Source organism: Cellulosimicrobium sp. NPDC057862 (assembly GCF_042797035.1).
Taxonomy (GTDB): domain Bacteria; phylum Actinomycetota; class Actinomycetes; order Actinomycetales; family Cellulomonadaceae; genus Cellulosimicrobium.
Map to the genome: position 1 here is coordinate 43,178 of NZ_JBHVMH010000011.1, position 25,712 is coordinate 68,889.

Sequence of the window (25,712 nt, forward strand, 5' to 3'; positions counted from 1 at the left end):
CCGGCCGATCACTGGCGACAACGACTAGTGAAGCGCTTAAGTTTTCGTAAGTCCAACCTCGTTCCGTAACGAACTGATATCGGCGCGGGCGGCCCCGCACGCCGCGCTGAAGCGCGTCAGGCGGACCGGCGCCCTGTCGTCCCGCGGGGGCGCAGCGTCGGGGTGGAGTCGAGGAAGCTTCCCCCGACCTTCCCCTCGATCCGGTCGAAGAGACGCCGGGCGACGTGCGCGCCGTAGCGCGTGACGTCGTGGCTCAGGGCGGACAGCCTCGGGAACGTCGCCTCGCACAGCGGGGAGTCGTCCCACGCGATCATCGACACGTCCTGCGGCACGCGGACGCCGATCTCGCTCGCGACCCCCAGCCCCGCTACGGCCATGACGTCGTTGTCGTAGATGATCGCGGTCGGCGCGTCCGCCCCCGTGAGCAGGGTGCGGGTCGCCACCGCCCCCTGGACCGCCGAGTAGTCGGTGCGGACCACCACACCCTGGGCGCCCCAGGCCGCGATCTCGTCGCGGAAGGCCTCGTCGCGGATCCCCGTGTGGCCGAACCCCTCCACACCGGCGACCCGTGCGATCCGGCGGTGCCCGACGGCGTGCAGGTACCGCACCGACTCACGGACCGCCGCCGCGTCGTCGGTCCACACGTTGGTCAGCCCGCCCGCGAGCGCCGGGTCCCCCACCACGACAGCGGGCAGCGCCTCCGGCTCCGAGAACATCGCGATGCGCGGGTCGTCGACGCTCGGGTCGACGAGGATCACGCCGTCGACCCGTCGGGCCGCACGCCAGGCGCGGTACGCCCGCAGCTCCGTCTCCCGGTCCGGCACGACCTGCAGCAGGAGCGCGTAGGAGCGCTGCGACAGCTCCGACTCGATGCCGGCGAGGAACTGCATGTAGAACGACTCGACGCCGAGCATCCCCGGGTCACGCGCAAGCACGAGGCCGACCGTCTCCGTCCGCGCCCCCGAGAGGGACCGCGCAGCCGAGCTGGGTGCCCACCCGAGGTCCGACGCGATAGCAAGGATTCGCGCACGGGTCGCCTCGGACACCCCAGGCCGGTTGTTCAGGGCGTACGAGACCGCGCCGGTCGAGACCCCGGCCTCGCGCGCGATGTCCGCGATGGTGATCCTCGCCACGACACTCCTTCCTCCAGGTCGCGAGCCTACTGCGACCATCCGGCGAGCCCGTCGCGTCTCGGTACCGCAGACGTGGAAAGGTTGGCCCATGACCGGGTCCGCCGCATCCCCCGCCCCGCCGCCCGTCGTCGTGCCTGCGGACGCGCTCGCCGCCGCGGCGGCCGGACGCACGTTCGACCCGCACGCCGTGCTCGGCCCGCACCTGGCACCCGACGCCGGCGACGCGCGCGCCGTCGTCCGGGTCCTGCGGCCGCTCGCCGACGAGGTCGTCGTCGTCACGACCGACGGCGAGCACGCTGCCGCGCACGAGCAGGACGGGGTGTGGGCCGCCGTCGTCCCGGTGCACCAGGACGCCGACGGCACCCGGCACGCCCCCGACTACCGTGTCAGGGCGCGCTACGGCCACGAGGCCACGACCGCCGACGACCCCTACCGCTTCCTGCCCACCCTCGGCGAGGTGGACCTCCACCTCGTCCGGGAGGGCCGGCACGAGGAGCTGTGGCGCGCACTCGGCGCGAACGTGCGCACCTACCCCAGCGCGCTCGGTGACACCTCGGGCACCGCCTTCGCGGTCTGGGCGCCCAACGCGCGAGCGGTCCGCGTCATCGGCGACTTCAACGGCTGGGGCGCGACGCACCCGATGCGCTCGCTCGGCGACAGCGGCGTCTGGGAGCTGTTCGTCCCCGGCGTCGGCGCGGGCGCGCGCTACAAGTACGAGATCCTCGGCCCCGACGGCTCGTGGCGGCAGAAGGCCGACCCGCTCGCCAAGGCGGCGGAGGTGCCGCCCGCGACGGCGAGCATCGTCGTCGAGTCGCAGTTCACGTGGACCGACGACGCGTGGCTCGCCGCGCGCGCCGCCCACGACCCGCACACGCAGCCCCTCAGCGTCTACGAGGTGCACCTCGGGTCGTGGCGCCAGGGGCTGTCCTACCGCGACCTGGCCGAGCAGCTCACCGAGTACGTCGTCGAGCAGGGCTTCACGCACGTCGAGCTCCTGCCCGTCGCCGAGCACCCGTTCGGCGGGTCGTGGGGCTACCAGGTCACCGGCTACTACGCGCCCACCTCACGGTTCGGCCACCCCGACGACTTCCGGTACCTCGTCGACCGCCTGCACGCGGCCGGCATCGGCGTCGTCGTCGACTGGGTCCCCGCGCACTTCCCGCGCGACGAGTGGGCCCTCGCCCGGTTCGACGGCACGCCCTGCTACGAGCACGCCGACCCGTTGCGCGGGGAGCAGCCCGACTGGGGCACGTTCGTCTTCGACTTCGGGCGCAACGAGGTCCGCAACTTCCTCGTCGCCAACGCGACGTACTGGCTCGAGGAGTTCCACGTCGACGCCCTGCGTGTCGACGCCGTCGCGTCGATGCTCTACCTCGACTACTCGCGCGGCCCCGGCCAGTGGCACCCCAACGTGCACGGCGGGCGCGAGAACCTCGAGGCCATCGCGTTCCTCCAGGAGGCCAACGCCACGGCGTACCGGCGCACGCCCGGGGTCATGATGATCGCCGAGGAGTCGACGGCGTGGCCGGGCGTCACCCGGCCCACCTCCGCGGGCGGCCTCGGGTTCGGGCTCAAGTGGAACATGGGCTGGATGAACGACTCCCTGCGCTACGTCGCGGAGGAGCCCATCAACCGGCGCTACCACCACCACGAGATCACCTTCTCGATGGTCTACGCCTACTCCGAGCAGTTCGTGCTGCCCATCAGCCACGACGAGGTCGTGCACGGCAAGGGCTCGCTCTACGGCAAGATGCCCGGCGACGACTGGCAGAAGCGCGCCGGCGTCCGCGCGTTCCTCGCCTACCAGTGGTCCCACCCCGGCAAGCAGCTCCTCTTCATGGGCAGCGAGATCGGCCAGCACTCCGAGTGGAACGAGGGCCGCTCGCTCGACTGGGACGGCCTCGCCGCCGACCCCGGGCGGCAGGGCGTCCAGCGCGCCGTGCGCGACCTCAACGCGCTCTACCGCGCGACCCCCGCGCTCTGGGAGCTCGACCACGACCCCGCCGGCTTCGAGTGGCTCGACGCCGACGACGCCGACCACAACGTCCTCGCCTACGTGCGTCGCGGGCGCGACGGCAGCGAGGTCGCCGTCGTCGTGAACTTCGCCGGCACGCCGCACGAGGGCTATCGCGTCGCGCTGCCGTCGGGCGGCGCGTGGCGCGAGGTGCTCAACACCGACGCCGAGGTGTACGGCGGGTCCGGGGTCGGCAACCTCGGCGAGGTGGAGGCGGAGCCCGTCCCCTGGAAGGGGCGCGCGCACTCCGCGACCCTGCGGCTGCCCCCGCTCGGCGCGCTGTACCTGATCTCGTCGCCGAGGTAGAGGTCTGGTCTGCTGACGCAGAGGTCTGGTCTGCTGACGCAGAGGTCTGGTCACCCTGGGTAGTGGGTGGGGTGGTGGCGCCGGGTCTCCCATCCGCCGCTCGTTCCTCGCGGCTCCCGCCAGGCCCGCCACGACCCGGCGCCACCACCCCACCCACCCGGCTCGTCTCGCCTTCTGCGCTGCCTCCTCAGCGCGACGACGGCCGGTCACCGTGGGTGACCGGCCGCTGATCGTCCGCGTCCGCCTGGAGGTGCAGGTGCAGGTGCGTCAGTAGAGGCTGATCGCGAGGCGCTGGCGGGCCTTGCCGACGCGGGGGTCGGTGGGGCCGACGACCTCGAAGTAGTCGAGGAGGCGCACGCGGAGCTTCTCCTTGGCGTCGGCGTCGGCTCCGGGCAGCATCTCCAGCAGCCGGCCGAGCGCGTCGTCGACGTGGCCGCCGAGGATGTCGAGGTCGGCGATGGCGAGCTGGGCGTCGACGTCCTGCGGTGCGTCGGCGGCCGCGGCGCGGACCGTCGCGAGGTCGGCGTCGCGCGTGCGCTGGAGGAGTCGGACCTGGGCGAGACCGGCGACCGCGAGCGCGTCGCGCGGGTCCTGCTTGATCGCCTTCTCGTAGGCCGCGACGGCGGCGTCGAGGTCGTCTCGCTCGATCGCGTCGTACGCCTCCTGGTGCAGCGGCGGGAGCTCGGGCTCGGGCTCGGGAGCCGGCTCGGCGGGCACCGGCTCGCCGTCGGCGCCCTGGGACGGTGCCCGGCCGGTGACGCCGTTCGCCTCGGCGGCCTGGAGCACCTGCTCGATCACCGAGCGCACCTGCTCGGCGGGCGCGGCGCCCTGGAACAGCGGGACCGGCTGGCCCTGGAGCACGGCGACGACGGTCGGGACGCCCTGCACCTGGAACGCCGCCGTGATCTGCGGGTACGCCTGGGCGTCGACGCGGGCCAGGAGGAAGCGGCCGGCGTACTCGTCGGCGAGCGCGCCGAGGTCGGTGCCGAGCTGCGCGTTCGCCTGGTCGGTCGGGATCCAGAGCAGGACCACGACCGGGTACTGCGTCGAGTCCTGGACGAGCTGGCCGAACGTCTCGTCCGTGACGTCGACGACGTAGCCACCGGCCGCGGGCGCGCCGCCCTCCTCCCCCGGCGGCGGGGACTGCGGCCGGGTCAGCGCGGACAGGTCGACCGCTCCGCGCACGTCGAACGCGGGCTGGGTGGGTTCGCTCATGATCGCAATCCTAGGGAGGGTCAGCTGTTGGCGACGGACGTCGCGACGTGCTCGTTGCCCACGACGCGGATCTTCTCCTCCGACCCGGCCGGCGGGACGTAGAGCGCGACGACGTCCACGTAGCCCACCTTGAGGACGTTCGTCGGGGCCGTGTCGCCGTAGAGCGCCTTGATCGTCTCCGTGTCGGGCGGGACCTGCGCGCCCTCCTCGGCCGTCATCGTCTCCTGCGACGTCATGGCGCCCACGACGAGCGCGCCGCCGTCCGCGGTGCGGACCGAGCGGACCTGCTCGTCGGCGTTGGGGGTGAACGTCAGCGCGTACTTCCCGGCGGCGGGCTCGAGAGCCGTGGTCCAGGCCTGGGCGCGCTGCGCGAGCAGCGTGCGGAAGGAGTCGTCCTCGAACGCCTCGACGTAGCCCGAGCCCGTCCCCAGGTTGAGCACGTCGGCGTACTGCGCGACGGCGTCGGTGGGCGTGACGAGGAGGCTCGAGTCGTCGGGCGCGACGGCCTCGCTCCCGATGCTCGGGTCGGCGAAGCTCGGCATGGTCACACCGGGCAGGAGCCGGACCCATGCCCACAGCTGGTACGGATCTCGCGCGCCGGCCTGCTCGAGCACGGACAGGCGCGGGGTCTGGAGGCTCTCGGGCTGGACGCTCACGGCGTACGAGGTGCGGGGCCAGGTCTGCGTCGTCGGGATGACGACCTGCTGGGCCTCGGTCGGCAGCTCGGTCACGAGATCCGCCTTGCCGCGCGCGGCCGCGACGGCGAGCTGGCTCGTGCGGATGGTGAGCGCCGGGCCGACAACGCGACCCTCGAGCTGCTTCGGGTCGTTCGCCTCGCTCGCCGCGGCGAGAGCCGACGCGACCGCATCCAGCACGACGGTCTCCTGCGCCTCGGAGAGGACGGGAGGAGGCGGGTCCTGGGTCGGGTCGGGCTGAGCCGTCGGCAGCGGGGAGGAGCAGGCGGCGAGCAGGAGCGCGCCGACCAGACCGCCGGCCACCCCGGCGAGGTGACGGCGCGCGCCGCGGGGGCGTGCCGTGTCGCGGGTGGTGCTGATCATCGGGTGCTGTCCTTCGTCTCGTCCGTGTCGCGCTGCGGTTCGGCGGTCGCTCCCGTCCCCGCGCCGCCGGGGCTGAAGCCCCACGCCCGGCGCCAGGCGTCGGCCCGCGTCGACGCGCTGTCCTGGGTGGTGGGGTGCCCGTCGGTCGCGTCGACGGCCGGTTGCGCCGCGGTCTTGGGCCGCCGCTCGCCCCGCGCGACGATCGGGATCTGGCCGGTGAGCCACGCGCGCCGCGGCTTCTGGGCGCGCGCCTGCTGCTGGGCGAGCCGCTCGGCCTCCTCGCGCTCGCGGAGCTCGCGTCGCGTGAGCATCCGCACCTGCGCTGTGTCGGTCGGCGCCTCGCCACCGTTCTCACCAGCGTCGTGCTCGCCCGCCGGCGTCTGCGGCGAGGACCCCGGCGCGACCGCCGGGGTGGCCGACGTGGCGGCGCCGCGTCCGGCCGGCCCGCGGCGCTTGGGCCGCAGGCTCGCGGCGCCGATGCCGAGGCCCAGGAGGATGAGGACCGCACCGCCGATCACGCCGGGCCACAGGAACGGGGTCTCGACCTGGCGCGGCCAGGAGAGCTCGAGCGTCGGGGCGACGGCACCCTCCCCGACGCCGGCCACGAGAAGCTGCCAGCGGCCGGGCTGGTCGGACCAGCGCAGGCTCGCCGAGCCCGCGCCCGTCGACTCCTCGAACCACATGTCCGACCCGGCGGGGTCGACGCCGACGACGGCGGTCTCGCCCTCGGCAGGGGTCTCGCCCTCGGCGGCCTCACCGTCAGCAGGCATCTCGCCGTCGGCGGGAGCATCCTCGGCCGGGGTCTCCTCCTCGGCGGGAGCCTCGCCGTCCGCAGGGGTCTCGCCCTCCGCGGGCGTCTCCTCCGCGGCGGCCGGCTCGACCGCGCGCGTCGCGAGAGCGTCCCAGTCGCTGAGCCCGGTGACCACGCCGTGAGCGTCCTCACCGACCCAGCCGGTCACGTCGACCTCGCGCCCGATCGCCAGGGTGACCTGCTGCTCGCCCGGTGCCGTGGCACGGATCGTCACGTCCTCGGCGACGAGGTCCAGGACCCCGGGCTCGGTGACGAGCACGGTCCCGTCCCCCGTGTAGGCCGTGGTCGCCACGACGGTGTCGCTGTCCCGCCACACCGTGGCGGACGCGACGCCGAGGCCGACGGCGACGAGCCCTCCCACGAGCAGGAGGGCGGCGATGATTCGTTGGAGCACCGAGCTTCCCTTCGTCGATCGACGTTCCAGAATAGGTGCGAAACCCCTCGTAGATCGACTGCGGGGAATCGTGCACGGATCCTCACGATCCGTTCACGAGCCCCTCTCCCCACGGTCCCACGCTCGTCAGCCGGCCTTCAGGAAGGGCGGGCGCGGCACCGTCGGACGGCGCACCGCCCGCCCGGTGCCGTCCGTCCCGCAGCACTGCGACCATCGTCTCACCTGCTCCAATCCGGGTATTCAGGACAGCCCGATCCCCGTATCCTGGTCGGAGCACGGCGGGGCCGTGGCACGACCGCCGCGCCCGCCCTCCTCGCGAGGGACCGCCGCCCGGCGGCGGACGCCGCGACGAACCAGCACCGGAGGTCATCGACGTGTCCGACGAGCGCACGCTCTTCCCCATCACGATGCGCGGGTACGACCGCGTCCAGGTCGAGGCCCAGCTCGCGAAGCTGGAGAAGGCCGTGGAGGACGCGCGTTCGCGCGTCGAGGCCGCGGACGCCCGCGCCATGCAGCTCACGAGCGAGCTCTCCGACGCGCAGCGGCAGCTCCGCGAGGCGGACCGCCCCTCGTACGCCGGCCTCGGCTCCCGCATCGAGCAGCTCATGCGCTCGGCGGAGGAGCAGTCCACGGACATCCTCTCCCAGGCCAACGCCCAGGCCGCCGACATCATGGCGCGCGCCAAGCTCTCGGCCGGGCAGGTGCGCTCCCGCGCCGAGAACGAGGTCGCCGAGCTCCTCAACAGCGCGCGGCTCGAGTCCGAGGAGGTCCGCGCCACGAGCGCGTCGGAGGCCGAGGGCACGCTGCTCAGCGCCCAGCGCCGGGCCGAGGAGTTCGTCGGCTCCGCCGAGCGCGAGGCCGCACGCATCCAGAGCGCGATCGCCACCGAGGAGAGCGAGCGCCGCGCGTCGCTCGAGCGCGAGCTCGGGACGCTGAAGGCGACGGCGGAGCGCGAGACGACGGAGCTGCGCGTCACCACCGAGCGCGAGGCCGCCGAGCTGCGTGCCCGTGTCGCGGCGGAGACCGCCGCCCAGCGCGAGTCCGCCGAGCGCGAGTCCGCCGAGCTCCTGGAGAACGCGCGCCGTGAGGCGCAGCGCCAGGTCGACGAGGCCCAGCGCAAGGCGACCGAGGCCGCCAACGCGGTCACGTCGGAGATGGAGGAGCTGCGCGACAAGGCCCGCACCGCGCTCGCCGACGCCGAGCTCGAGGTCGTGCGTCGCCGCGAGGAGGCGGAGCGCGAGAACGCGGAGCGGCACGCCTCCGCCAAGGCCGAGACGGAGAAGCTCGTCTCCACGGCCGAGGAGCACGCGGCGGAGGCCGAGAAGCGTGTCGCGCTCGCGCTGGAGCAGGCCGAGAAGGTGCGCCGGGAGTCCGACTCGTACGTCAAGGACCTCATGTCGACGGCCCGTCGCAACGCCGACCAGATCGTCGCCGAGGCGCGGTCGTTCGCGGACCAGACGGTGAGCGACGCGAAGGCGGAGGCCGAGCAGCAGCGCAACGTGGCCCAGCGCCAGCTCGAGGACCTCACGCGCCAGCACGACTCGATCAACACCTACCTCGACGAGCTGCGGGGGCTCCTCGGCGGCGAGGCCGAGGCCGCGAAGGCTGCTCCGGCCAAGAAGGCTGCGGTGCCCGCGGGCACGCCCGCGCAGCAGGCGCGTGCGGCGACGCTCATGACGGCGGAGTTCCCGGTCGTCGCCGAGGAGCCGGCCCCGCAGAGCGGGTCGGGCGCCTCGACGAAGCGTGGCTCCGCCGGTCAGGCGGACGCCGAGGCCGAGGCCGCGACCGACGCCCCCGCGCCGGCCTGACCGGTGTCCTCCGCGGACCCCTCGGGCCGCACCGGGTCCGCTGCCGACGACTGGCGTCGGCAGCGAACCGAGGCCGCGGCGCACCAGCAGCGCGAGCTCGACCGCCAGCGCGCGCGGGAGAGCGCAGCAGCACGTGCGCTCCTCGCCGAGTTCGTGGTGCGCGCGCGTGAGCGCGGCCTCGCGCCCGAGCCGCTGCGTGCCCGGTCGTTCGACGGCAGCGCCACCTACCGGACCTCGCTCAACGGCTGGTACCTGCGCCGCAACCACAGCGTCGCCGTCGGCGAGGACGGGGAGTTCTACGTCCTCGGGGTGCCCGGCTCCGTGCTGGGGCGGCTGCGCGGGGTGGACGTCGAGCCGTCGGACCCGCCGCTCGTGCTGGGCAAGGGCGGCCGGGACGGCGAGTCGATCGACCTCGCGGACGCGCTCGCGCTGGTGCTCGACGGGCGCTGACCGACGCCGGCGGTGGCACGTCGCGGACGGCCCGCCGCCCGATCAGGCCGCGGCGCGGGCCAGGAGGTCGGCCAGGGCGTCCGCGACGGCCGCCGGGTCCTCGACCGCGCTCATGTGCCCGGCGCCGGGCACGAGGACCAGCTGTGCGGCGGGCGCGGCGTCGGCCATGTGCTCCGCCTCGGCCGCGGGCGTGAGCGCGTCCTCCTCCCCCACGACGACGGCCACCGGGCCGGCGAACCCCTCGAGCACGTGGGTGCGGTCCGGCCGGGCCGCCATCGCGCGCTGCGACCACGCGACGCCGTCGGGCCGCTGGCCGCGGATCCACTCCTCGAGCCTCGCGGTGAGGTGCTTGCGCGCGGCCTTGCTCGTCTCGCCGAGCATCACGCCCGGCATGCCGAGGACGGCGTCGACGGTCTGGGACCGCGCGGCGTCGTCCGCGATGCGCAGCCTGTTGGCGGCGGCCTCGTCGGTGTCGGCGGTCGACTTGGTGTCCACGAGCCCGAGGCCGGCGACCAGGCCGGGGTGCCGCTCCGCGAGAGCGAGGGCGACGTAGCCGCCCATCGACAGCCCCGCGACGACCGCGCGCGTGATCCCCGCCGCGGTGAGCGCGGCGGCGGTGGCGTCGGCGGAGGCGTCGATCGACGCCGGGGCGCTCGTCAGCGGGCTCGCGCCGAGCCCCGGGAGGTCGACGGCGACGACGGTGGGCTCGCCTGGCAGCGCGGCCGCGACGTCGGCCCACATGCGGTGGTCCAGGGGGAAGCCGTGCAGCAGCACGAGCGGGGTCCCGTACCCCTCGCGCAGCGTGAAGGTCTCGAGCGGGGCCGTCGTCACGTCGTCCTCCTCAGGTCGTGCTTCCGTGGTCGTCAGGTCTCGCTCCACCGTGCCACGCCTGCGGTCGTCCCGCCGGGGGTGTCAGTCGTCGACGCCGTCCGACCGGCTCGCGTCGTAGCTCGCCTGGTCGGAGTCGGCGGTGTCGCGCTCGGCCGTCACGGCCCCGGTCCCGTCACCGGACCACTCGGTCGGCAGCGGCAGCGGGAACCCGGGGCGGACGTGGCCCACGATCTCGTCGAGCACGCGCCGCACGGACGGCTCCCCCACCCACAGGTGCTTGGCGCCGTCGACGCCGATCACCTCGGCGTTGCGCACGCGCGCGAAGCGTCGTCGCGCCTCGTCGGGGCGCAGGTAGTCGTCGAGCTCGGGGACGAGCACCACGAGCGGCTTGCCGAACGCGTCCCACCGGTCGAGGTCCTCGTCCGTCGCGCGGTGCAGCGGCGGCGACAGCAGGATCGCGCCCTCCACGGCCGGGTCGGTCCCGTGCTTGAGCGCGAGCTCGGTCCCGAACGACCACCCGACGAGCCAGCGGTGCGGCAGGTCGCGGAACTCCGCGAGCTCGATCGCCGCGGCGACGTCGTAGCGCTCGGCCTCGCCGCCGTCGAACGTCCCCTCGCTCGTCCCGCGCGGCGACGACGTCCCGCGCGTGTTGAACCGCAGCACCGCGAGGTCCGCCAGGGCGGGCAGGCGCCACGCCGCCTTCCGGTACACGTGCGAGTCCATGTAGCCGCCGTGCGTCGGCAGCGGGTGGAGGGTCACGAGCGTCGCGGCCGGGTCGCGGTCCGCGGGGAGCGCGAGCTCGCCGACGAGCGTCAGCCCGTCCGCCGTGTGCAGCTCGACGTCCTCGCGCCGCGCGGGCAGGACCGTCAGGGACCGGATGGGGGTCGGACCGGCCGGTGCGTCGGCTCCGGCGGGCGCGGGATCGGGTGCGGTGCTCATCAGGGTCGAGCCTAGTTCGTCTACCGCGGACCTACCTCTACCGGGGGCGACGGCGCCCGCGCGCCTGCCAGCACGACGTGTGCCAGTGCCGGCGGTGGTCGAGCGCCGTCTCGGCGCCGAAGAACGAGTCCTCCTGCCAGGCCACGACGTGCCCCGTCCCGGGCGGGATCTCCTGGTTGCACCCGGGGCACAGGTACGACTTGGACCCGCCGCGCACGGTCCGGACCTGCCACTCGCCGTCGGCCCCGGACTCGCGGCGCGCGCCGCCGAGGGCGCGGTCCAGGTCGAGGGGTGCGGGCTCCGCTCCCCAGGGTCGCTTGCGGGACGGTCGACGGGACGGCATGCGCCCATTCTCCCCCGGGCGCCGCGCTCAGGGTCGGCAGACGGGCGGGACGACGGACGGGTGCAGCGGCCAGGCCGGCAGCTCCCAGCGGGGGTCCAGGCAGGACCGCTAGAGTGTCCGCGCCGGTGCTGCACCCGGCACGCGGACGCGAGGCGGCCCCGACCCGGGACGCCGACGACCGCCGTCGTGCGGGTGCGGCCCAGACCCGACGGCCCCGCGCCGTCCCACCGACCCGAAGGACCCCCCTCGTGAAGCACCGCACCCTGCGCGGCGTCGCCGCGCTCACCCTGGGCGCCGCCCTCGTCCTCTCCGGCTGCTCGTCGGAGGGCGGGTCCGGCGACGAGACGTCGCCGAGCCCGTCCGCGACCGACGGCGCGGACGCCGCGACGTCGGCGCCCGAGGACGTCGCGGCGCTCGAGGCCGTGACGGTCACCGGCGACCCGGGCGCCGAGCCCACCGTGGAGTTCGAGACGCCGTTCGAGGTGTCGGGCGCGGCCGCGATCTCGCTGAACGACGGTGACGGCGACGAGATCGCCAAGGGCCAGGAGGTCACGCTGCACCAGGCGGCGTACTCCGGCGCGGACGGCTCCAAGGTGGGGTCGACCTGGGTGGACGACTCGGCCCAGTCGGTCCCGCTCGACGACAGCGTGTACCCGCAGCTCATCGAGGTCCTCGTGGGCAAGAAGGTCGGGACCCGCTTCCTGTTCGCCGCGCCGGGCCAGGACGGCACGGCGATCCTCACCGTCGGCGAGGTCACGGCCGTCAAGGACGCCCCGGTCGCTCCCGACCCCGCGGACGTCCCGGACCGCGCCGAGGGCGAGGCCGTGACGCCCGCCGAGGGCCTGCCCGTCGTCACGCTCGACGACACGGGCAAGCCGTCGATCGAGATCCCCGAGGGCTACACCGCGCCGACCGAGCTGGTCGTCCAGCCGCTCATCAAGGGCACCGGCCCCGAGGTCACCGAGGACCAGACCGTCATCGCGCACTACACCGGCTGGAAGCTCGACGGTGAGCAGTTCGACTCGTCGTGGGACCGCGGTGAGCCCTCGACCTTCCCGCTGAGCGGCGTCGTCGCCGGCTGGACCCAGGGCCTGTCCGGCCAGACCGTCGGGAGCCAGGTGCTGCTCGTCATCCCGCCGTCGCTCGGCTACGGGGCGAGCGAGGGCCACGAGCTCCAGAACGAGACGCTCGTCTTCGTCGTGGACATCCTCGCGGCGTACTGACCCGAGTCTGCTCGACGAGGGCCGCACCCCGCTCGGGGTGCGGCCCTCGTCGCGTCGGTACGGGTCACAGGTCCGGACTGCGGGTTCCCGGGCCGTGGGTCCCGGGCCGTGGGTCCCGGGCCGTCGGGACCAGGACCGGCGGAGCGCGCGCGTCGCGCGACGTACGCTCGATCCATGACGGACGCCTCCACGACCCCGACCCCCACCGTGCCCGACGACGCCTCGTCGGAAAACCCGGCCGTCCCGCCCGAGCGCGAGGTGCTCACGTGGGAGACGTTCGGCGTCGCCGCGCGCGAGCTCGCCGAGCAGGTCGTCGCGAGCGGGTTCCGCCCGGAGGTCGTCGTCGCCGTCGCGCGCGGCGGGCTGCTCCCCGGCGGCGCGGTCGCGTACGCGCTCGGGACCAAGGGCGTCGGGACACTCAACGTCGAGTTCTACACCGACATCGGTCAGACCCTCACCGACCCGCGCGTGCTCCCGCCGCTCATGGACACCTCCGACCTTCCGGGCGCGCACGTGCTCGTGGTCGACGACGTCGCGGACTCGGGCCGCACGCTCGCCCTGGTCATGGAGATGCTGAGCACCCACGGCGCCGAGGCGCGGTCGGCGGTGCTCTACACCAAGCCGCGCACGATCATCCAGCCGGACTACTCGTGGAAGGACACCGACCTCTGGATCACGTTCCCGTGGTCGGCCGACCCGCCCGTCGAGGGCGCGCAGTCCCGGCCGAACGACTGACCCGGCCGAACGACTGACCCGGCTCGACGACGACGAAGCGGCCGTCCCCGTGGGGGACGGCCGCTTCGTCGTGGTTCAGGATCGCGCGGGGGTCAGAAGTCCCAGTCGTCGTCCTCGGTGTTCACGGCCTTGCCGATGACGTACGACGAGCCTGAACCCGAGAAGAAGTCGTGGTTCTCGTCGGCGTTGGGCGACAGGGCCGAGAGGATCGCCGGGTTGACGTCGGTCTCGTCCTTGGGGAAGAGCGCCTCGTAGCCGAGATTCATCAGCGCCTTGTTGGCGTTGTACCGCAGGAACTTCTTGACGTCCTCGGTGAGCCCGACGCCGTCGTAGAGGTCCTCCGTGTACTGCACCTCGTTGTCGTACAGCTCGAAGAGCAGCTCGAACGTGTACGCCTTGAGCTCGTCGCGCTCCTGGGGGGAGAGCTTCTCGAGGCCCTTCTGGAACTTGTAGCCGATGTAGTACCCGTGCACGGCCTCGTCGCGGATGATGAGGCGGATGAGGTCGGCCGTGTTCGTCAGCTTGGCGCGGGACGACCAGTACATCGGCAGGTAGAAGCCGGAGTAGAAGAGGAAGGACTCGAGCAGCGTGCTCGCGACCTTGCGCTTGAGCGGCGAGTCGCCCTTGTAGTACTCCATGACGATCTCGGCCTTGCGCTGGAGGTTCGGGTTCTCCTCCGACCAGCGGAACGCGTCGTCGATCTCGCGCGTCGAGCACAGCGTCGAGAAGATCGACGAGTAGCTCTTGGCGTGCACCGACTCCATGAACGCGATGTTGGTGTACACCGCCTCCTCGTGCGGCGTGATCGCGTCCGGGATGAGCGACACCGCGCCGACCGTGCCCTGGATCGTGTCGAGCAGCGTGAGGCCCGTGAACACGCGCATCGTGAGCTGCTGCTCCTCCGCGGTGAGCGTGTGCCACGACTGGATGTCGTTCGACACCGGCACCTTCTCGGGCAGCCAGAAGTTCCCGACGAGGCGGTCCCACACCTCGAGGTCCTTCTCGTCCTCGAGACGGTTCCAGTTGATCGCGCTGACGCGATCGATGAGCTTGAGCTTCCCCGTGGGCGACATCTGCCTTCTTCTCTCCTGCTGACCCCGGACCGACCGGGACGACTTCGTGGGACCGGACCCTGCGCCGTCGGCCACGCCTCCCGAGGACGTGGCCGACGGCGTCGGGCATCGAGGCAACCGATAGTTGCCTCAGGCGACTACAGCATGCAGCTGACGCAGCCCTCGACCTCCGTGCCCTCCAGGGCCATCTGGCGGAGGCGGATGTAGTAGAGCGTCTTGATGCCCTTGCGCCACGCGTAGATCTGCGCGCGGTTGACGTCGCGCGTCGTGACCGTGTCCTTGAAGAACAGCGTGAGGCTCAGGCCCTGGTCGACGTGCTGCGTCGCGGCGGCGTACGTGTCGATGATCTTCTCGTAGCCGATCTCGTACGCGTCCTCGTAGTACTCGAGGTTGTCGTTCGTCAGGTAGGGCGCCGGGTAGTAGACGCGCCCGATCTTGCCCTCCTTGCGGATCTCGATCTTCGACGGCACCGGGTGGATCGACGACGTCGAGTTGTTGATGTAGGAGATCGAGCCCGTCGGCGGGACGGCCTGGAGGTTCTGGTTGTAGATCCCGTGCTCCATGACCGAGGCCTTGAGGGCCTTCCAGTCGTCCTGCGTCGGCACGTGCACGCCGGCGTCGGCGAAGAGCTGGCGCACGCGCTCCGTCTCGGGCTCCCACACCTGGTCGGTGTACTTGTCGAAGTACTCCCCCGACGCGTACTTCGAGTCCTCGAAGCCGCCGAACGCGCGCCCGCGCTCGATCGCGAGGCGGTTCGACGCCGCGATCGCGTGGTAGGCGACCGTGTAGAAGTAGATGTTGGTGAAGTCCACGCCCTCGGTGGACCCGTAGTGGATCCGCTCGCGCGCGAGGTAGCCGTGGAGGTTCATCTGGCCGAGGCCGATCGCGTGGCCCGCCTCGTTCGCCCGCTTGATCGACGGGACCGACTCGATGCTCGTCTGGTCCGAGACCGCGGTGAGCGCGCGGATCGCGGTGTCGATCGTCTTGGCGAAGTCGGGCGAGTCCATCGTCTTCGCGATGTTCAGCGAGCCGAGGTTGCAGGAGATGTCGCGGCCGACGTGGTCGTACGAGAGGTCCTCGTTGAACGTCGACGGCGTCGAGACCTGGAGGATCTCCGAGCACAGGTTCGAGTGGGTGATGCGGCCCTTGATCGGGTTCGCCTTGTTCACCGTGTCCTCGAACATGATGTACGGGTAGCCGGACTCGAACTGGAGCTCGGCGATCGTCTGGAAGAAGTCGCGCGCCTTGATCTTCGTCTTGCGGATGCGCGAGTCGTCGACCATCTCGTCGTACTTCTCGGTGACCGAGATGTCGGCGAACGGCTTGCCGTAGACGCGCTCGACGTCGTACGGCGAGAAGAGGTACATGTCCTCGTTCTTCTTGGCGAGCTCGAACGTGATGTCCGGGATCACGACGCCGAGCGACAGCGTCTTGATGCGGATCTTCTCGTCCGCGTTCTCGCGCTTGGTGTCGAGGAACCGCAGGATGTCCGGGTGGTGCGCGTGCAGGTACACCGCGCCGGCACCCTGGCGCGCGCCGAGCTGGTTCGCGTAGGAGAACGAGTCCTCGAGGAGCTTCATCACGGGGATGACGCCCGACGACTGGTTCTCGATGTGCTTGATGGGCGCGCCGTGCTCGCGGATGTTCGAGAGCAGGAGCGCCACGCCGCCGCCGCGCTTGGAGAGCTGGAGCGCGGAGTTGATGCCGCGCGCGATGGACTCCATGTTGTCCTCGATGCGCAGCAGGAAGCAGGACACGGGCTCGCCGCGCTGCGCCTTGCCGACGTTGAGGAACGTGGGCGTCGCGGGCTGGAAGCGGCCCGAGATGACCTCCTCGACGATGTCGAGCGCAGCCTGCTCGTTCCCGTCCGCGAGGCCGAGCGCGACCATGCACACGCGGTCCTCAAAGCGCTCCAGGTACCGCTTCCCGTCGAACGTCTTGAGCGTGTACGACGTGTAGTACTTGAACGCGCCGAGGAACGTCTCGAACCGGAACTTCTTGGCGTACGCGAACTCGAACAGCGACTTCACGAACGCGCGGTCGTACTTCGCCAGCACGGCCGGGTCGTAGTACTTGTTCTCGACGAGGTAGTCGAACTTCTCCTGCAGGTCGTGGAAGAACACCGTGTTCTGGTTGACGTGCTGGAGGAAGTACGCACGCGCGGCCTCGCGGTCCTTGTCGAACTGGATCTCGCCGTTCGGGCCGTAGAGGTTCAGCATCGCGTTGAGCGCGTGGAAGTCGAGCTGCGCGCTCGCCAGGGGCACCTGGGCGACCGTGCCGCCCCCTGCGACGCTCACGCCGGAATCCGTGACTGTCGTTGCCAAAATCGTCCCAATCCGTCGCGGACGCGCGTGGCGTCCTCGGCTGTTCCCAGGAGTTCGAAGGCGTACAGGTAGGGCACCTGGCACTTCGCGGAGATGATGTCGCCGGCGATGCAGTAGGCCTCGCCGAAGTTGGTGTTGCCCGCGGCGATGACGCCGCGGATCAACGACCGGTTGTGCACGTCGTTGAGGAACTTCACGACCTGGCGCGGGACGGCACCGCCCTCGTTGCCGCCCCCGTAGGTCGGGACCATGAGCACGTACGGCTCCTCGACGCGCAGGAAGCCCTCGGTCGGACGCAGCGGGATGCGCTGCACGTCCATGCCGAGGGCCGGCAGGTCGAGCCGCTGGACGAACCGGTGCGTGTTCTCGCTGACGCTGGAGAAGTACACGAGCGACCCCACGGGGACGCACCTCCGTCCTGCCCTGCTCCGCCTGCTTCCGTACGTGGTCGGGGCGCCTCACGGCGCCCCGGGAGGCCGGTCAGGCGACGACCGGCGAGACCTTCTGCGCGAGGGCGTTGATCTGGTCGGGACGGAACCCGGACCAGTGCTCGTCCCCGGCGACCACCACGGGCGCCTGCAGGTAGCCGAGCCCGCGGACGAGCTCGAGCGCCTCGGCGTCCTGGCTGATGTCCACGACGGAGTACTCGATGCCCTTCTTGTCCAGAGCGCGGTACGTCGCGTCGCACTGAACGCAAGCCGGCTTGCTGTAGACCGTGACGCTCATGGGGTGACTCCTCGTCTCTCGCGCTCTGTCCGGGACGGTCCTCGGGGAGGGAGAAACGTCTCTGACCTCGAAGGACACCGGTGGAACTACGTCTGTGTGATTCACCAGAAGGCCTCCGGCCCCCTGGGTGTGCAACCACTATACCTAGTGGTCGACACCGCGCCACCGCACTAGATGTCGTGGTCGAACTTCACCCGTCGGCGTGTGCTAGGAGCCATGGATCCATGATCCCACCCCCCTCTGACACGCCTCGGGAGGGCGTCGTCCACAGCCCGTCGTCCACCGCCCGGAGGTGTCCGGAACGGCTCGTTCCCGCGCTCCGCGACGCGCCGTCCACAGGGTGGGGACGGCGTCGGTCCACACCCTGTGCGACCCGCGGCCGCCGCTCCGGGACGCCTGTCGAGCGTCGGGGGACCCGCGGACCTGGTGCGACAAAACATCTCAATACGGACGCGGAAGCTCGTGATTCTCTCGGCGTGTCGTGCCGTCGGCGTGTCGTACGCCATGTCCGGACGCAGTCGCCGAAACGCGCACCCGGCTCGCGCGCTTCGCCCCGGTATCGCCCGACTGCCAAGTCACCCGATGCAGGTGATCCGCCCGCGCGCCGCCCAGGTGGACGATCGCCTGGTCGGACGTCCCCGACTGCGCCGAGGAGGCGGTCGAGATGCACCCAGAGCACGCAGCAGTGCACCGCAGCGACGAGGAGCGGGCGGCATGAGCGCGGCAGACGCCGCCGCCGAAGGGCCTGCGGTTCCCGCCGCGACGTCCCGGGCGCGCACCGCCATCCCGGCGAGCAGCTACATCTCGTGGATCGCCCTCGCGATGATGACGACGAGCTCCGTGGCGAGCCTGCGCGCCGCACCCACGATGGCCGTCTACGGGCTGGCCTGCGTCTTCCTCTACCTCCTGCCCGCCGTGGTGTTCCTCCTCCCCACGTCGCTCGTCTCCGCCGAGCTGGCCTCCGGCTGGAGCGGCGGCGTCTACAAGTGGGTGTCCGAGGGGATCTCGAAGCCGATGGGCTTCCTCGCGGTCTGGTGCCAGTTCGCGATGACGATCTTCTACTACCCGAGCCTGCTCGGGTTCGTCGCGAGCACGCTGGCCTACGTCATCAACCCGAGCCTCGCGAGCAGCGGCGTGTGGACGGCGATCGTCATCGTCGTCGTCTACTGGTCCGGCGTGTGGGTGTCGTCGCGCGGCACCAAGGGCGTCGCGGGGCTCGCGAGCGGCGGGCTCATCATCGGCACGCTCATCCCGGGCGTGCTCCTCGTGACGCTCGGCGTCGTGTTCCTCGGGCAGGGCAACGCGTCCGCCGCGCCGATGGACGCCGAGCACCTGCTCCCCGCGTGGGCCGGCCTGTCGAGCCTCGTGCTGATCGTCAACAACTTCCTGTCGTACTCCGGCATGGAGATGAACGCGGTGCACGTCGGGTCGCTGCGCAACCCCGCACGCGAGTTCCCGCGCTCGATCTTCCTCGCCATGGGCATGGTGCTGCTGATCTTCATCCTCCCCGCGCTCGCGATCAGCTGGGTCGTCCCGGCTGAGCAGCTCTCCCTGACGGCGGGCATCATGCAGGCCTTCGACGCCGTGTTCGCCTACTTCGGCTCGCAGTGGCTCACGCCGATCATCGGGATCATGCTCGTCACGGCGTCCGTCGCCGGCATGCTCACGTGGTTGGCCGGCCCGTCCAAGGGCCTCCTGCTCATCTCGCGCCAGGAGGGCTACCTCCCGCCGTTCCTGCAGAAGCTCAACAAGAACGGCGTCCAGCAGAACATCCTCGTCACGCAGGGCGTCGTCACCACGGTGATCGCGCTCGGCTATGCGCTCATCCCGAGCGTCTCGAGCGCGTACTGGATCTTCTCGGTCATCACGACCCAGGTGTACCTGATCATGTACCTGCTCATGTTCGTCGCCGCGGTCCGCCTGCGCCGTCAGCAGCCCGACCACGCTCGCGGGTACCGGGCGCCGATGCTCGGCGCGCTGTGCGGGGTCGGCTTCGTCGCGTCGCTCGCCGCGCTGCTGGTCGGGTTCATCCCGCCGTCGCAGTTCGGGTCGGGGAGCCCCGGCTCCTACCTCGTCATCGTCGCCGGCGGGGCCCTCGGCCTGGGCCTCCTGGTGCCGTACCTGTTCTACCGGTTCCGCAAGCCGTCGTGGAGGCTCCCGGACGCGACGACGCAGGAGACGGAGGCGAGCGCGCCATGAGCGAGGTCACCGAGCGGCAGCCGCGCCGCGAGCGCGGGACCATCTACGTCGTCGCGGCCGTCGTGGTCGTCGCGCTGGTCGTGGTCGCGCTGCTGGTCCGCGGCGAGCGGCAGACGACGACGGAGGCCGAGCAGAAGGCGGAGCAGCTTCTCACCGCGCTCGCCGCCGCGGGCGCGCCGACACCGCAGGTGGACCAGGTCGTGCGGGTCCTCGGCGACGACGGCGGAGCCACGTGCGAGGACCCCGGGAGCGCGCTGAGCCGGGCGACCCTCCTGGGTCAGCTCGTCAACGGTGCCGCGGGTCCGGGCATCCGACCCGTCGTCGCGGACAACCGCGTCGTCCAGGGACAGCTCCTCGTCATCCAGATCTACTGCCCGGACGAGCTCGCCGGGTTCCAGGACCTCGTGGACGGTCTGAACCTCGACGACACGGTCAGGGGCTGACCCGCGCCCGGGCCGACACGGTACGGGGCCGGCGCGAGGGCGACGGTCAGTCCGTCGCCCTCGCGGCGACCGGTGTGGCCGACGTGGGCAGGGTGTGCGTCACCGCAGCGGCCGCCGACGCGGCGTCGTGCACCGTGCCGCGCTCGGCCCGATACCGCCGGCCCATGACGACCGCCATGACGACCCCGAGCGCGCTGGTCCCGGCCATGACCCAGGACGCGGTGCCGAGACCGGACGCGAGGGCGTCGGCCGTGGTCGCGCCCGCGGCGGTGCGGTCCGCGATCACGGCGGCGTAGATCGAGGCCACGACCGCCGTCGCGACCGCGGCGCCGACGTAGCGCGCCATGTTGGAGACGCCCGACGCCGCCCCCACCTCGTTCGCGGAGACGCACGCCGTGGAGGCCGAGGACGCCGGGCCGTTGGACAGCCCCATGCCGACCGCGATCGCGATGAGCGGGAGGACGAAGGCGCCGTACCGCCAGTCGGCCTGGACGACCCCGACGACGCCGAACCCGACGGCGGTGAGCAGGAATCCGAGCCCGATGACCTGCCGCCCGCCGATCTTCGCGGCGAACCGCGGCACGAGCGGGGCCACGATCACGAGACCCGCGGTCGCGGGGAGCGTCGCGAGCCCCGCCTCGAGCGGGCTCAGGCCCAGGGTGGCGGGGTCCTGGAAGTAGATGCTGAGGAGGTACATGAGCCCGTTGATCGTGCCGGAGCCGATGAGGATGGCCACGGTCGCGCCGACGAGCACGCGGTTGCGCAGGAGGGCGAGGTCGAGGAGCGGGACCGCGACGCGGCGCTCGACCACGACGAACAGGCAGCCTGCCACGACGGCGACCGCGAGGCTGCCGAGGGTCGCGAGCGAGCCCCACCCCCAGTCGCTGCCCTTGCTCAGCGCGAGGATGAGAGGAGCGAGGGTGAGCGCGACGAGCACGGTGCCCGCGTAGTCGATCGAGCGCGAGCGGTCGGGGTCGCGCGACTCGGACACGACGAAGAACGTCAGGACGACGCACGCCGCGGCGACGACGGCGTCGACCCAGAACAGGCCCTGCCAGCCGGTGAGGTTGACGAGCACCCCGCCGAGCAGAGGCCCCGCCGCGGCACCGACGGCGGACGCCGCACCCCACAACGAGACCGCCCGGAGCTGGGCGTCGCCGCTGTTGGCCACAGAGAGCAGGCTCAGCCCGCACGCCACGATGGTCGCCCCGGCCGCGCCCTGCACGAAGCGCCCGGCGATGACCATGCCGCCCGACGGGGCGAGCGCGATGAGCACGCAGGACGCGACGAAGAGCAGGAGCCCGAGCTGGAACACCCGCTTGCGGCCGAACACGTCGCCCAGGGCTCCCGAGGTGACGATCACCGCCGCCCCGACGAGCGAGTAGCCGGTGACTGCCCACTGGAGGGTCGTCACGCTCGTCCCCGTGTCCTCGCTGATCGCGGGGAGCAGGATGCTCACCGCCGACGTGTTCGCGTTGACGACCAGCGTCGACAGGCACGCGGCGGCGAGCACCCCGCCCGTCCTGGCCTTGACCTCGACATCGCTCATGGCTGCGAGGCTAGGGAAGGTCACCCGGGTCGCGCCTCACCCCGTCCGGGCGAGACCGGAGCCCGCCCGCACCCACTGCGGTGCACGGCGAGGGCCCGCCCGGTGCGACCGGACGGGCCCTCGCGCGGGCGACGAGCGGGCTCGTCAGGCGGTCTCGTCGACCGCGGGGAGCGCGTTCGACGTCGCGAGCCGGCGGTACCAGTGCGCCGAGTCCTTCCACGTGCGCTCGAGCGTGTCGTAGTCGACGCGGATGATGCCGAACCGGCGGTCGTAGCCGTAGCCCCACTCGAAGTTGTCGAGCAGCGACCACGCGAAGTACCCGCGCACGTCGGCGCCCGCGTCGATCGCGGCGCCGACGGCGTCGACGTGGTCGTGCAGGTAGGCGACGCGGCGGTCGTCGTGGACGCGGGCGGTCCCGTCGGCGTCGACCGTGACCTCGTCGGCGAACGCGGCGCCGTTCTCGGTCACCATCATCGGCTGGTGCGGGTAGGTCTTCGCGACGGACACGAGCAGCTCGGTCATGCCGGCCGGCTCGATGTTCCAGCCCATCGCGGTGTACGGGCCGGGCTGCTGGACGAACTCGACGTCGTCGACGCCGATCCACGGGCTGTGCTTCGACGCGCCGTGGCCGTCGTTCTCCGACCGCTCGCCGTCGCCGGAGAAGTGGCGCACGCGCACGGTCGAGTAGTAGTTGACGCCGAGGATCGACAGCGGCTGGCGCACCGTCTCGAGGTCGCCGTCCTGCACGAACGACCAGTCGCTCACGTGCGCGGTGTCGGCGAGCAGGTCGGCGGGGTACTCGCCGTCGAGCATGGGCGCGAGGAACGCACGGTTGGCGAGGGCGTCGATCTTCCGCACGGCGTCGAGGTCGCCCGCGGACGTCGGGTCGTCGGGCCGGATGACGTGGAGGTTGAGCGTGACGGACGTCTTCGCGTCCTCGCCCAGCTCGTCGCGGATCGCCTGGACGGCGAGGCCGTGCGCGAGGTTGAGGTGGTGCACGGCCGCGAGGGCCGCGGCCGGCTCGGTGCGGCCGGGCGCGTGCACGCCGGAGCCGTAGCCGAGGTAGGCGGAGCACCACGGCTCGTTGAGCGTCGTCCAGGTGTCGATCCGGTCGCCGAGCTCGCGCGCCATGTGGCGGGCGTACGCGGCGAACGCGTACGCCGTCTCGCGGTTCGCCCAGCCGCCGGCGTCCTCGAGCTCCTGCGGGAGGTCCCAGTGGTAGAGCGTGACGACGGGCTTGACGCCCTTCTCGAGGAGCGCGTCGACGAGGCGCGAGTAGAAGGCGACGCCCTCGGGGTTGAGCGGGCCCGTGCCGCCGGGCTGGACGCGGGACCACGAGACCGAGAAGCGGTACGCGCCGAGGCCGAGGTCGGTGATGTGCTGCACGTCCTCCTGCCACCGGTGGTAGTGGTCGTCGGCGACGTCGCCCGTGTCCCCGTTGAGCGTGCGGCCCGGCGTGTGGGAGTAGGTGTCCCAGATGGACGGCGTGCGGCCGTCCTCGGCGGCGGCGCCCTCGATCTGGTACGCGGCGGTGGCGGAGCCCCAGAGGAAGTCGGTCGGGAACGTCCGGCGGCCCGACGGCGCGGGCGCGGCCTGCGCGTCGACGGCGTCGGGTGCGGTGGTGTCGGTGGTCACGAGGGTCCTCGCTGCTCGGTCGTCGGACGACGCGGTCCGCGACGGGTGGTCGGTGGGTGCTCGTGCGTCTCGGTGGGTGCGAGCGGGGCACGCGCGGGAACTACGGGGGCGAGCATGCCATGGGAGCGCTTCCATGACATGCTCGCCCAGGATACGTCGTCAGCCGAGGTCGATCGTCACGCTCGTCGCACCGTGCGCCTCGGCCACCGCGGAGCCGGCCCGCACGGACCAGGCCGCCACGGCGTCGTCGGACGAGACCGTGAGCGTCGCGCCCGACCGGCGCACGCGGAACGTCGCCCCCGGCGCCCCGTCCGCCGGCGGGACGACCACGAGCTCGTCGTACCCCTCCGGCAGCTCGAACGCGTGCAGTGTGACGCCGTCGGCCCAGTCGTAGTCCGGCCGGTCGGTGCGGGCACCCACCGGGAGGACGGTGCCCGGGCGCACGAGCACCGGGAGCGAGTCGAACCCGTGGGTCTCGGTCACCCAGCGCGGGCCGGTCACGGTCTCGCTCAGGGCGGGGCCGTCGTCGGGCTGCACCAGGCGCGTCCACGTGCCCTCGGGCACGTAGTACTCGACGCGGCCGTCCGCGCGGAAGACCGGCGCGACGAGCAGCGCGTCGCCCAGCAGGTACTGCGTGTCCGCGGTGAACCCCGCGCGGTCGTGCGGCAGCTCGAGCGCGAGCGGGCGCATCATCGGCACGCCGTCGGTGTGCGCCTCCTCGGCCACGCGGCCGAGGTAGGGCATGAGCGACAGCTTGAGGTGCGTGAACTTGCGCGTGACGTCGACGGCCTCGTCGTCGAACGCCCACGGGACGCGGACCGAGCCCGAGCCGTGCAGGCGCGAGTGCGACGACAGCAGGCCGAACGCCGTCCAGCGCTTGAACACGCCCGGGTCGGGCGTGCCCTCGAAGCCGCCCATGTCGTGGCTCCAGTAGCCGAAGCCGGACATGGACATCGACAGGCCGCCACGCAGCGACTCGGCCATCGACGCGTACGTCGAGTCGCAGTCGCCGCCCCAGTGCACCGGGAACTGCTGGCCGCCCGCCGTCGCGGACCGCGCGAACAGCACCGCGTCGCCCTCGCCGCGCTTGCGCTCGAGCAGCCGGAAGACCGCCTCGTTGTAGAGCTGCGCGTAGTAGTTGTGCATCTTGCGCGGGTCGGACCCGTCGTGCCACGCGATGCCGTCGACGGGGATGCGCTCGCCGAAGTCGGTCTTGAAGCAGTCGACGCCCTGGTCGAGCAGCCCCTCGAGCTTGCCCACGTACCACGCCGTCGCGTCGGGGTTGGTGAAGTCCACCAGGCCCATGCCCGCCTGCCACAGGTCCCACTGCCACACGGACCCGTCCTCACGCTTGACCAGGAAGCCCTGCTCCGCGGCCTCCGCGAAGAGCGGCGAGCGCTGTGCGACGTACGGGTTGATCCACACGCACACCTTGAGCCCGCGGTCGTGCAGGCGGCGCAGCATGCCCTCGGGGTCGGGGAACGTGCGCGGGTCCCACTCGAAGTCGACCCACTGGTACTCGCGCATCCAGAAGCAGTCGAAGTGGAACACCGACAGCGGCAGGTCGCGCTCGGCCATGCCGTCGATGAAGCCGTTCACCGTCTGCTCGTCGTAGCTCGTCGTGAACGACGTCGTGAGCCACAGCCCGAACGACCACGCCGGGACGCGCGCGGGGCGGCCCGTGAGCGCGGTGTACCGGCGCAGCACGTCCTTGGGGGTCGGTCCATGGATGACCAGGTACTCCAGCGCCTGGCCCTCGACGGAGAACTGGACGCGCGTGTTCACCTCGGACGCGACCTCGAACGAGACCTTCTCCGGGTGCTCGACGAACACGCCGTAGCCCTTGGTCGTCAGGTAGAGCGGGACGGACTTGTACGCCTGCTCGCTCGACGTGCCGCCGTCCTCGTTCCAGATGTCGACGACCTGGCCGTTCTTGACGAACGGGCCGAACCGCTCCCCCAGCCCGTAGACGAGCTCGCCCGGCTCGAGCGCGAGCTGCTCGTGCGTCCAGGCGCGGCCGTCGTCGGCCGTGACGTGCCCGACCGACTTGGGCAGCGAGGAGGTCAGCACCTCGCCGTCCGCCTCGAAGTCGACGCGCCACCGGTCGCCGCGGTGCACGCGCACGGCGAGGTCCTTGGACCGCAGGACCGCGACGTCGTCGTGCACCTCGACCTCGGGCCGGAACCCGGGCTCGCCGGTCACCTGGAACGCCGGCCCGCGGCGCACCGCGCCCTGGTGGTGCTCGACGCGCACGCGGATCACGCCGGGCGCGGGCGAGGAGTACGTCGTCGTGAGCATCGGGCGGTTGAGCGTGTCGCCGCGACCGCGGATCTTCGCCGTCGGCGCGTACACGGTGAGCGTGCCGGCCGCCTCGTCCGCGCGGACGTCGTCGACCTCGACCGCGTAGAGCGGGTGCATCCCCGGTCGGACCTGCCAGTACCCGTCGGTGAACTTCATGGGTGGTGCTTCCTTCGTCGGTGCGTTCAGGAGTCTCGGTGACCGC

21 protein-coding genes are annotated in these 25,712 nt (G+C 72.2%); 7 read left to right on the plus strand and 14 right to left on the minus strand.

From position 1 onward, the window contains the following. Positions 1-116: 116 nt before the first annotated feature. Positions 117-1,133 carry a LacI family DNA-binding transcriptional regulator gene (locus ACFVN3_RS14255; protein WP_378233551.1) on the minus strand — a complete coding sequence of 339 codons (1,017 nt, stop codon included), beginning with the start codon at positions 1,131-1,133 and terminating at the stop codon, positions 117-119. A gap of 88 nt (positions 1,134-1,221) precedes the next feature. Between ACFVN3_RS14255 and glgB the strand changes: the two genes are divergently transcribed. Further along, on the plus strand, positions 1,222-3,453 hold the full coding sequence (gene glgB / locus ACFVN3_RS14260) for a 1,4-alpha-glucan branching protein GlgB (RefSeq protein ID WP_378233554.1): 2,232 nt from the start codon (positions 1,222-1,224) through the stop codon (positions 3,451-3,453). Between the two features lie 267 nt (positions 3,454-3,720). Here glgB and ACFVN3_RS14265 read toward each other — a convergent pair whose 3' ends face one another. From ACFVN3_RS14265 to ACFVN3_RS14275, 3 genes are read right to left on the minus strand one after another with little or no spacing between them, the layout of a single operon-like run. Next, the gene (locus ACFVN3_RS14265; protein WP_378233555.1) at positions 3,721-4,668 is read right to left on the minus strand and encodes a co-chaperone YbbN; all 948 of its coding nucleotides are present in this window, start codon (positions 4,666-4,668) and stop codon (positions 3,721-3,723) included. 20 nt (positions 4,669-4,688) lie between these two features. Beyond that, on the minus strand, positions 4,689-5,726 hold the full coding sequence (locus ACFVN3_RS14270; protein WP_378233557.1) for a hypothetical protein: 1,038 nt from the start codon (positions 5,724-5,726) through the stop codon (positions 4,689-4,691). Beyond that, the gene (locus ACFVN3_RS14275) at positions 5,723-6,931 is read right to left on the minus strand and encodes a hypothetical protein (protein ID WP_378233559.1); all 1,209 of its coding nucleotides are present in this window, start codon (positions 6,929-6,931) and stop codon (positions 5,723-5,725) included. The genes ACFVN3_RS14270 and ACFVN3_RS14275 overlap by 4 nt, the downstream gene beginning before the upstream one ends. Before the next feature lie 374 nt (positions 6,932-7,305). Here ACFVN3_RS14275 and ACFVN3_RS14280 point away from each other — a divergent pair, with 374 nt between their 5' ends. Next, positions 7,306-8,739, plus strand: coding sequence for a hypothetical protein (locus tag ACFVN3_RS14280; protein ID WP_378233561.1), 1,434 nt, complete (start codon positions 7,306-7,308; stop codon positions 8,737-8,739). A 3-nt stretch (positions 8,740-8,742) separates the two neighbouring features. Beyond that, positions 8,743-9,189 carry a hypothetical protein gene (locus ACFVN3_RS14285; RefSeq protein WP_378233562.1) on the plus strand — a complete coding sequence of 149 codons (447 nt, stop codon included), beginning with the start codon at positions 8,743-8,745 and terminating at the stop codon, positions 9,187-9,189. A gap of 42 nt (positions 9,190-9,231) precedes the next feature. Here ACFVN3_RS14285 and ACFVN3_RS14290 read toward each other — a convergent pair whose 3' ends face one another. The 3 genes from ACFVN3_RS14290 to ACFVN3_RS14300 form a co-directional block, all read right to left on the minus strand. After that, on the minus strand, positions 9,232-10,020 hold the full coding sequence (locus ACFVN3_RS14290; protein ID WP_378233563.1) for an alpha/beta fold hydrolase: 789 nt from the start codon (positions 10,018-10,020) through the stop codon (positions 9,232-9,234). Positions 10,021-10,101: 81 nt separating this feature from the next. Further along, entirely contained in the window at positions 10,102-10,959 is an 858-nt protein-coding gene (locus tag ACFVN3_RS14295; protein WP_378233564.1) for an alpha/beta hydrolase, read from the minus strand. A 37-nt stretch (positions 10,960-10,996) separates the two neighbouring features. Next, positions 10,997-11,302, minus strand: a complete 306-nt coding sequence (locus ACFVN3_RS14300) for a hypothetical protein (RefSeq protein WP_378233565.1) — start codon at positions 11,300-11,302, stop codon at positions 10,997-10,999. Between the two features lie 248 nt (positions 11,303-11,550). Between ACFVN3_RS14300 and ACFVN3_RS14305 the strand changes: the two genes are divergently transcribed. Both ACFVN3_RS14305 and ACFVN3_RS14310 read left to right on the plus strand, forming a co-directional pair. Beyond that, positions 11,551-12,525: an FKBP-type peptidyl-prolyl cis-trans isomerase gene (locus tag ACFVN3_RS14305; protein ID WP_378233566.1), complete on the plus strand. Its 975-nt coding sequence runs from the start codon at positions 11,551-11,553 to the stop codon at positions 12,523-12,525. Between the two features lie 174 nt (positions 12,526-12,699). Further along, complete coding sequence (locus ACFVN3_RS14310; RefSeq protein WP_378233567.1) at positions 12,700-13,260, plus strand: phosphoribosyltransferase; 561 nt, start codon at positions 12,700-12,702, stop codon at positions 13,258-13,260. A 92-nt stretch (positions 13,261-13,352) separates the two neighbouring features. Here the strand turns inward: ACFVN3_RS14310 and nrdF are convergent, their stop codons facing one another. The 4 genes from nrdF to nrdH all read right to left on the minus strand — a co-directional run bounded on the left by nrdF (position 13,353) and on the right by nrdH (position 17,383). Beyond that, the gene (nrdF, locus tag ACFVN3_RS14315) at positions 13,353-14,333 is read right to left on the minus strand and encodes a class 1b ribonucleoside-diphosphate reductase subunit beta (RefSeq protein WP_378233568.1); all 981 of its coding nucleotides are present in this window, start codon (positions 14,331-14,333) and stop codon (positions 13,353-13,355) included. A gap of 137 nt (positions 14,334-14,470) precedes the next feature. After that, the gene (gene nrdE / locus ACFVN3_RS14320) at positions 14,471-16,630 is read right to left on the minus strand and encodes a class 1b ribonucleoside-diphosphate reductase subunit alpha (protein WP_378233569.1); all 2,160 of its coding nucleotides are present in this window, start codon (positions 16,628-16,630) and stop codon (positions 14,471-14,473) included. Continuing rightward, positions 16,627-17,058: a class Ib ribonucleoside-diphosphate reductase assembly flavoprotein NrdI gene (gene nrdI / locus ACFVN3_RS14325; protein ID WP_378233570.1), complete on the minus strand. Its 432-nt coding sequence runs from the start codon at positions 17,056-17,058 to the stop codon at positions 16,627-16,629. The genes nrdE and nrdI overlap by 4 nt, the downstream gene beginning before the upstream one ends. 79 nt (positions 17,059-17,137) lie before the next feature. Continuing rightward, positions 17,138-17,383 carry a glutaredoxin-like protein NrdH gene (gene nrdH / locus ACFVN3_RS14330; protein ID WP_047232913.1) on the minus strand — a complete coding sequence of 82 codons (246 nt, stop codon included), beginning with the start codon at positions 17,381-17,383 and terminating at the stop codon, positions 17,138-17,140. Between the two features lie 714 nt (positions 17,384-18,097). Here nrdH and ACFVN3_RS14335 point away from each other — a divergent pair. Together ACFVN3_RS14335 and ACFVN3_RS14340 are read left to right on the plus strand one after the other, a co-directional pair. Then, positions 18,098-19,582, plus strand: a complete 1,485-nt coding sequence (locus tag ACFVN3_RS14335) for an APC family permease (RefSeq protein ID WP_378233571.1) — start codon at positions 18,098-18,100, stop codon at positions 19,580-19,582. Beyond that, a complete protein-coding gene (locus tag ACFVN3_RS14340; protein ID WP_378233572.1) occupies positions 19,579-20,025 on the plus strand; it encodes a hypothetical protein in 447 nt (148 codons plus the stop codon). The genes ACFVN3_RS14335 and ACFVN3_RS14340 overlap by 4 nt, the downstream gene beginning before the upstream one ends. 46 nt (positions 20,026-20,071) lie before the next feature. Here the strand turns inward: ACFVN3_RS14340 and ACFVN3_RS14345 are convergent, their stop codons facing one another. The 3 genes from ACFVN3_RS14345 to yicI all read right to left on the minus strand — a co-directional run bounded on the left by ACFVN3_RS14345 (position 20,072) and on the right by yicI (position 25,666). Then, positions 20,072-21,574 carry an MFS transporter gene (locus ACFVN3_RS14345; RefSeq protein WP_378233573.1) on the minus strand — a complete coding sequence of 501 codons (1,503 nt, stop codon included), beginning with the start codon at positions 21,572-21,574 and terminating at the stop codon, positions 20,072-20,074. Between the two features lie 144 nt (positions 21,575-21,718). After that, entirely contained in the window at positions 21,719-23,209 is a 1,491-nt protein-coding gene (locus tag ACFVN3_RS14350; protein ID WP_378233574.1) for a GH1 family beta-glucosidase, read from the minus strand. A gap of 159 nt (positions 23,210-23,368) precedes the next feature. Beyond that, positions 23,369-25,666 (minus strand): alpha-xylosidase, encoded by a 2,298-nt coding sequence (gene yicI / locus ACFVN3_RS14355; protein ID WP_378233575.1) that lies wholly within the window; start codon positions 25,664-25,666, stop codon positions 23,369-23,371. Positions 25,667-25,712 lie beyond the last annotated feature (46 nt).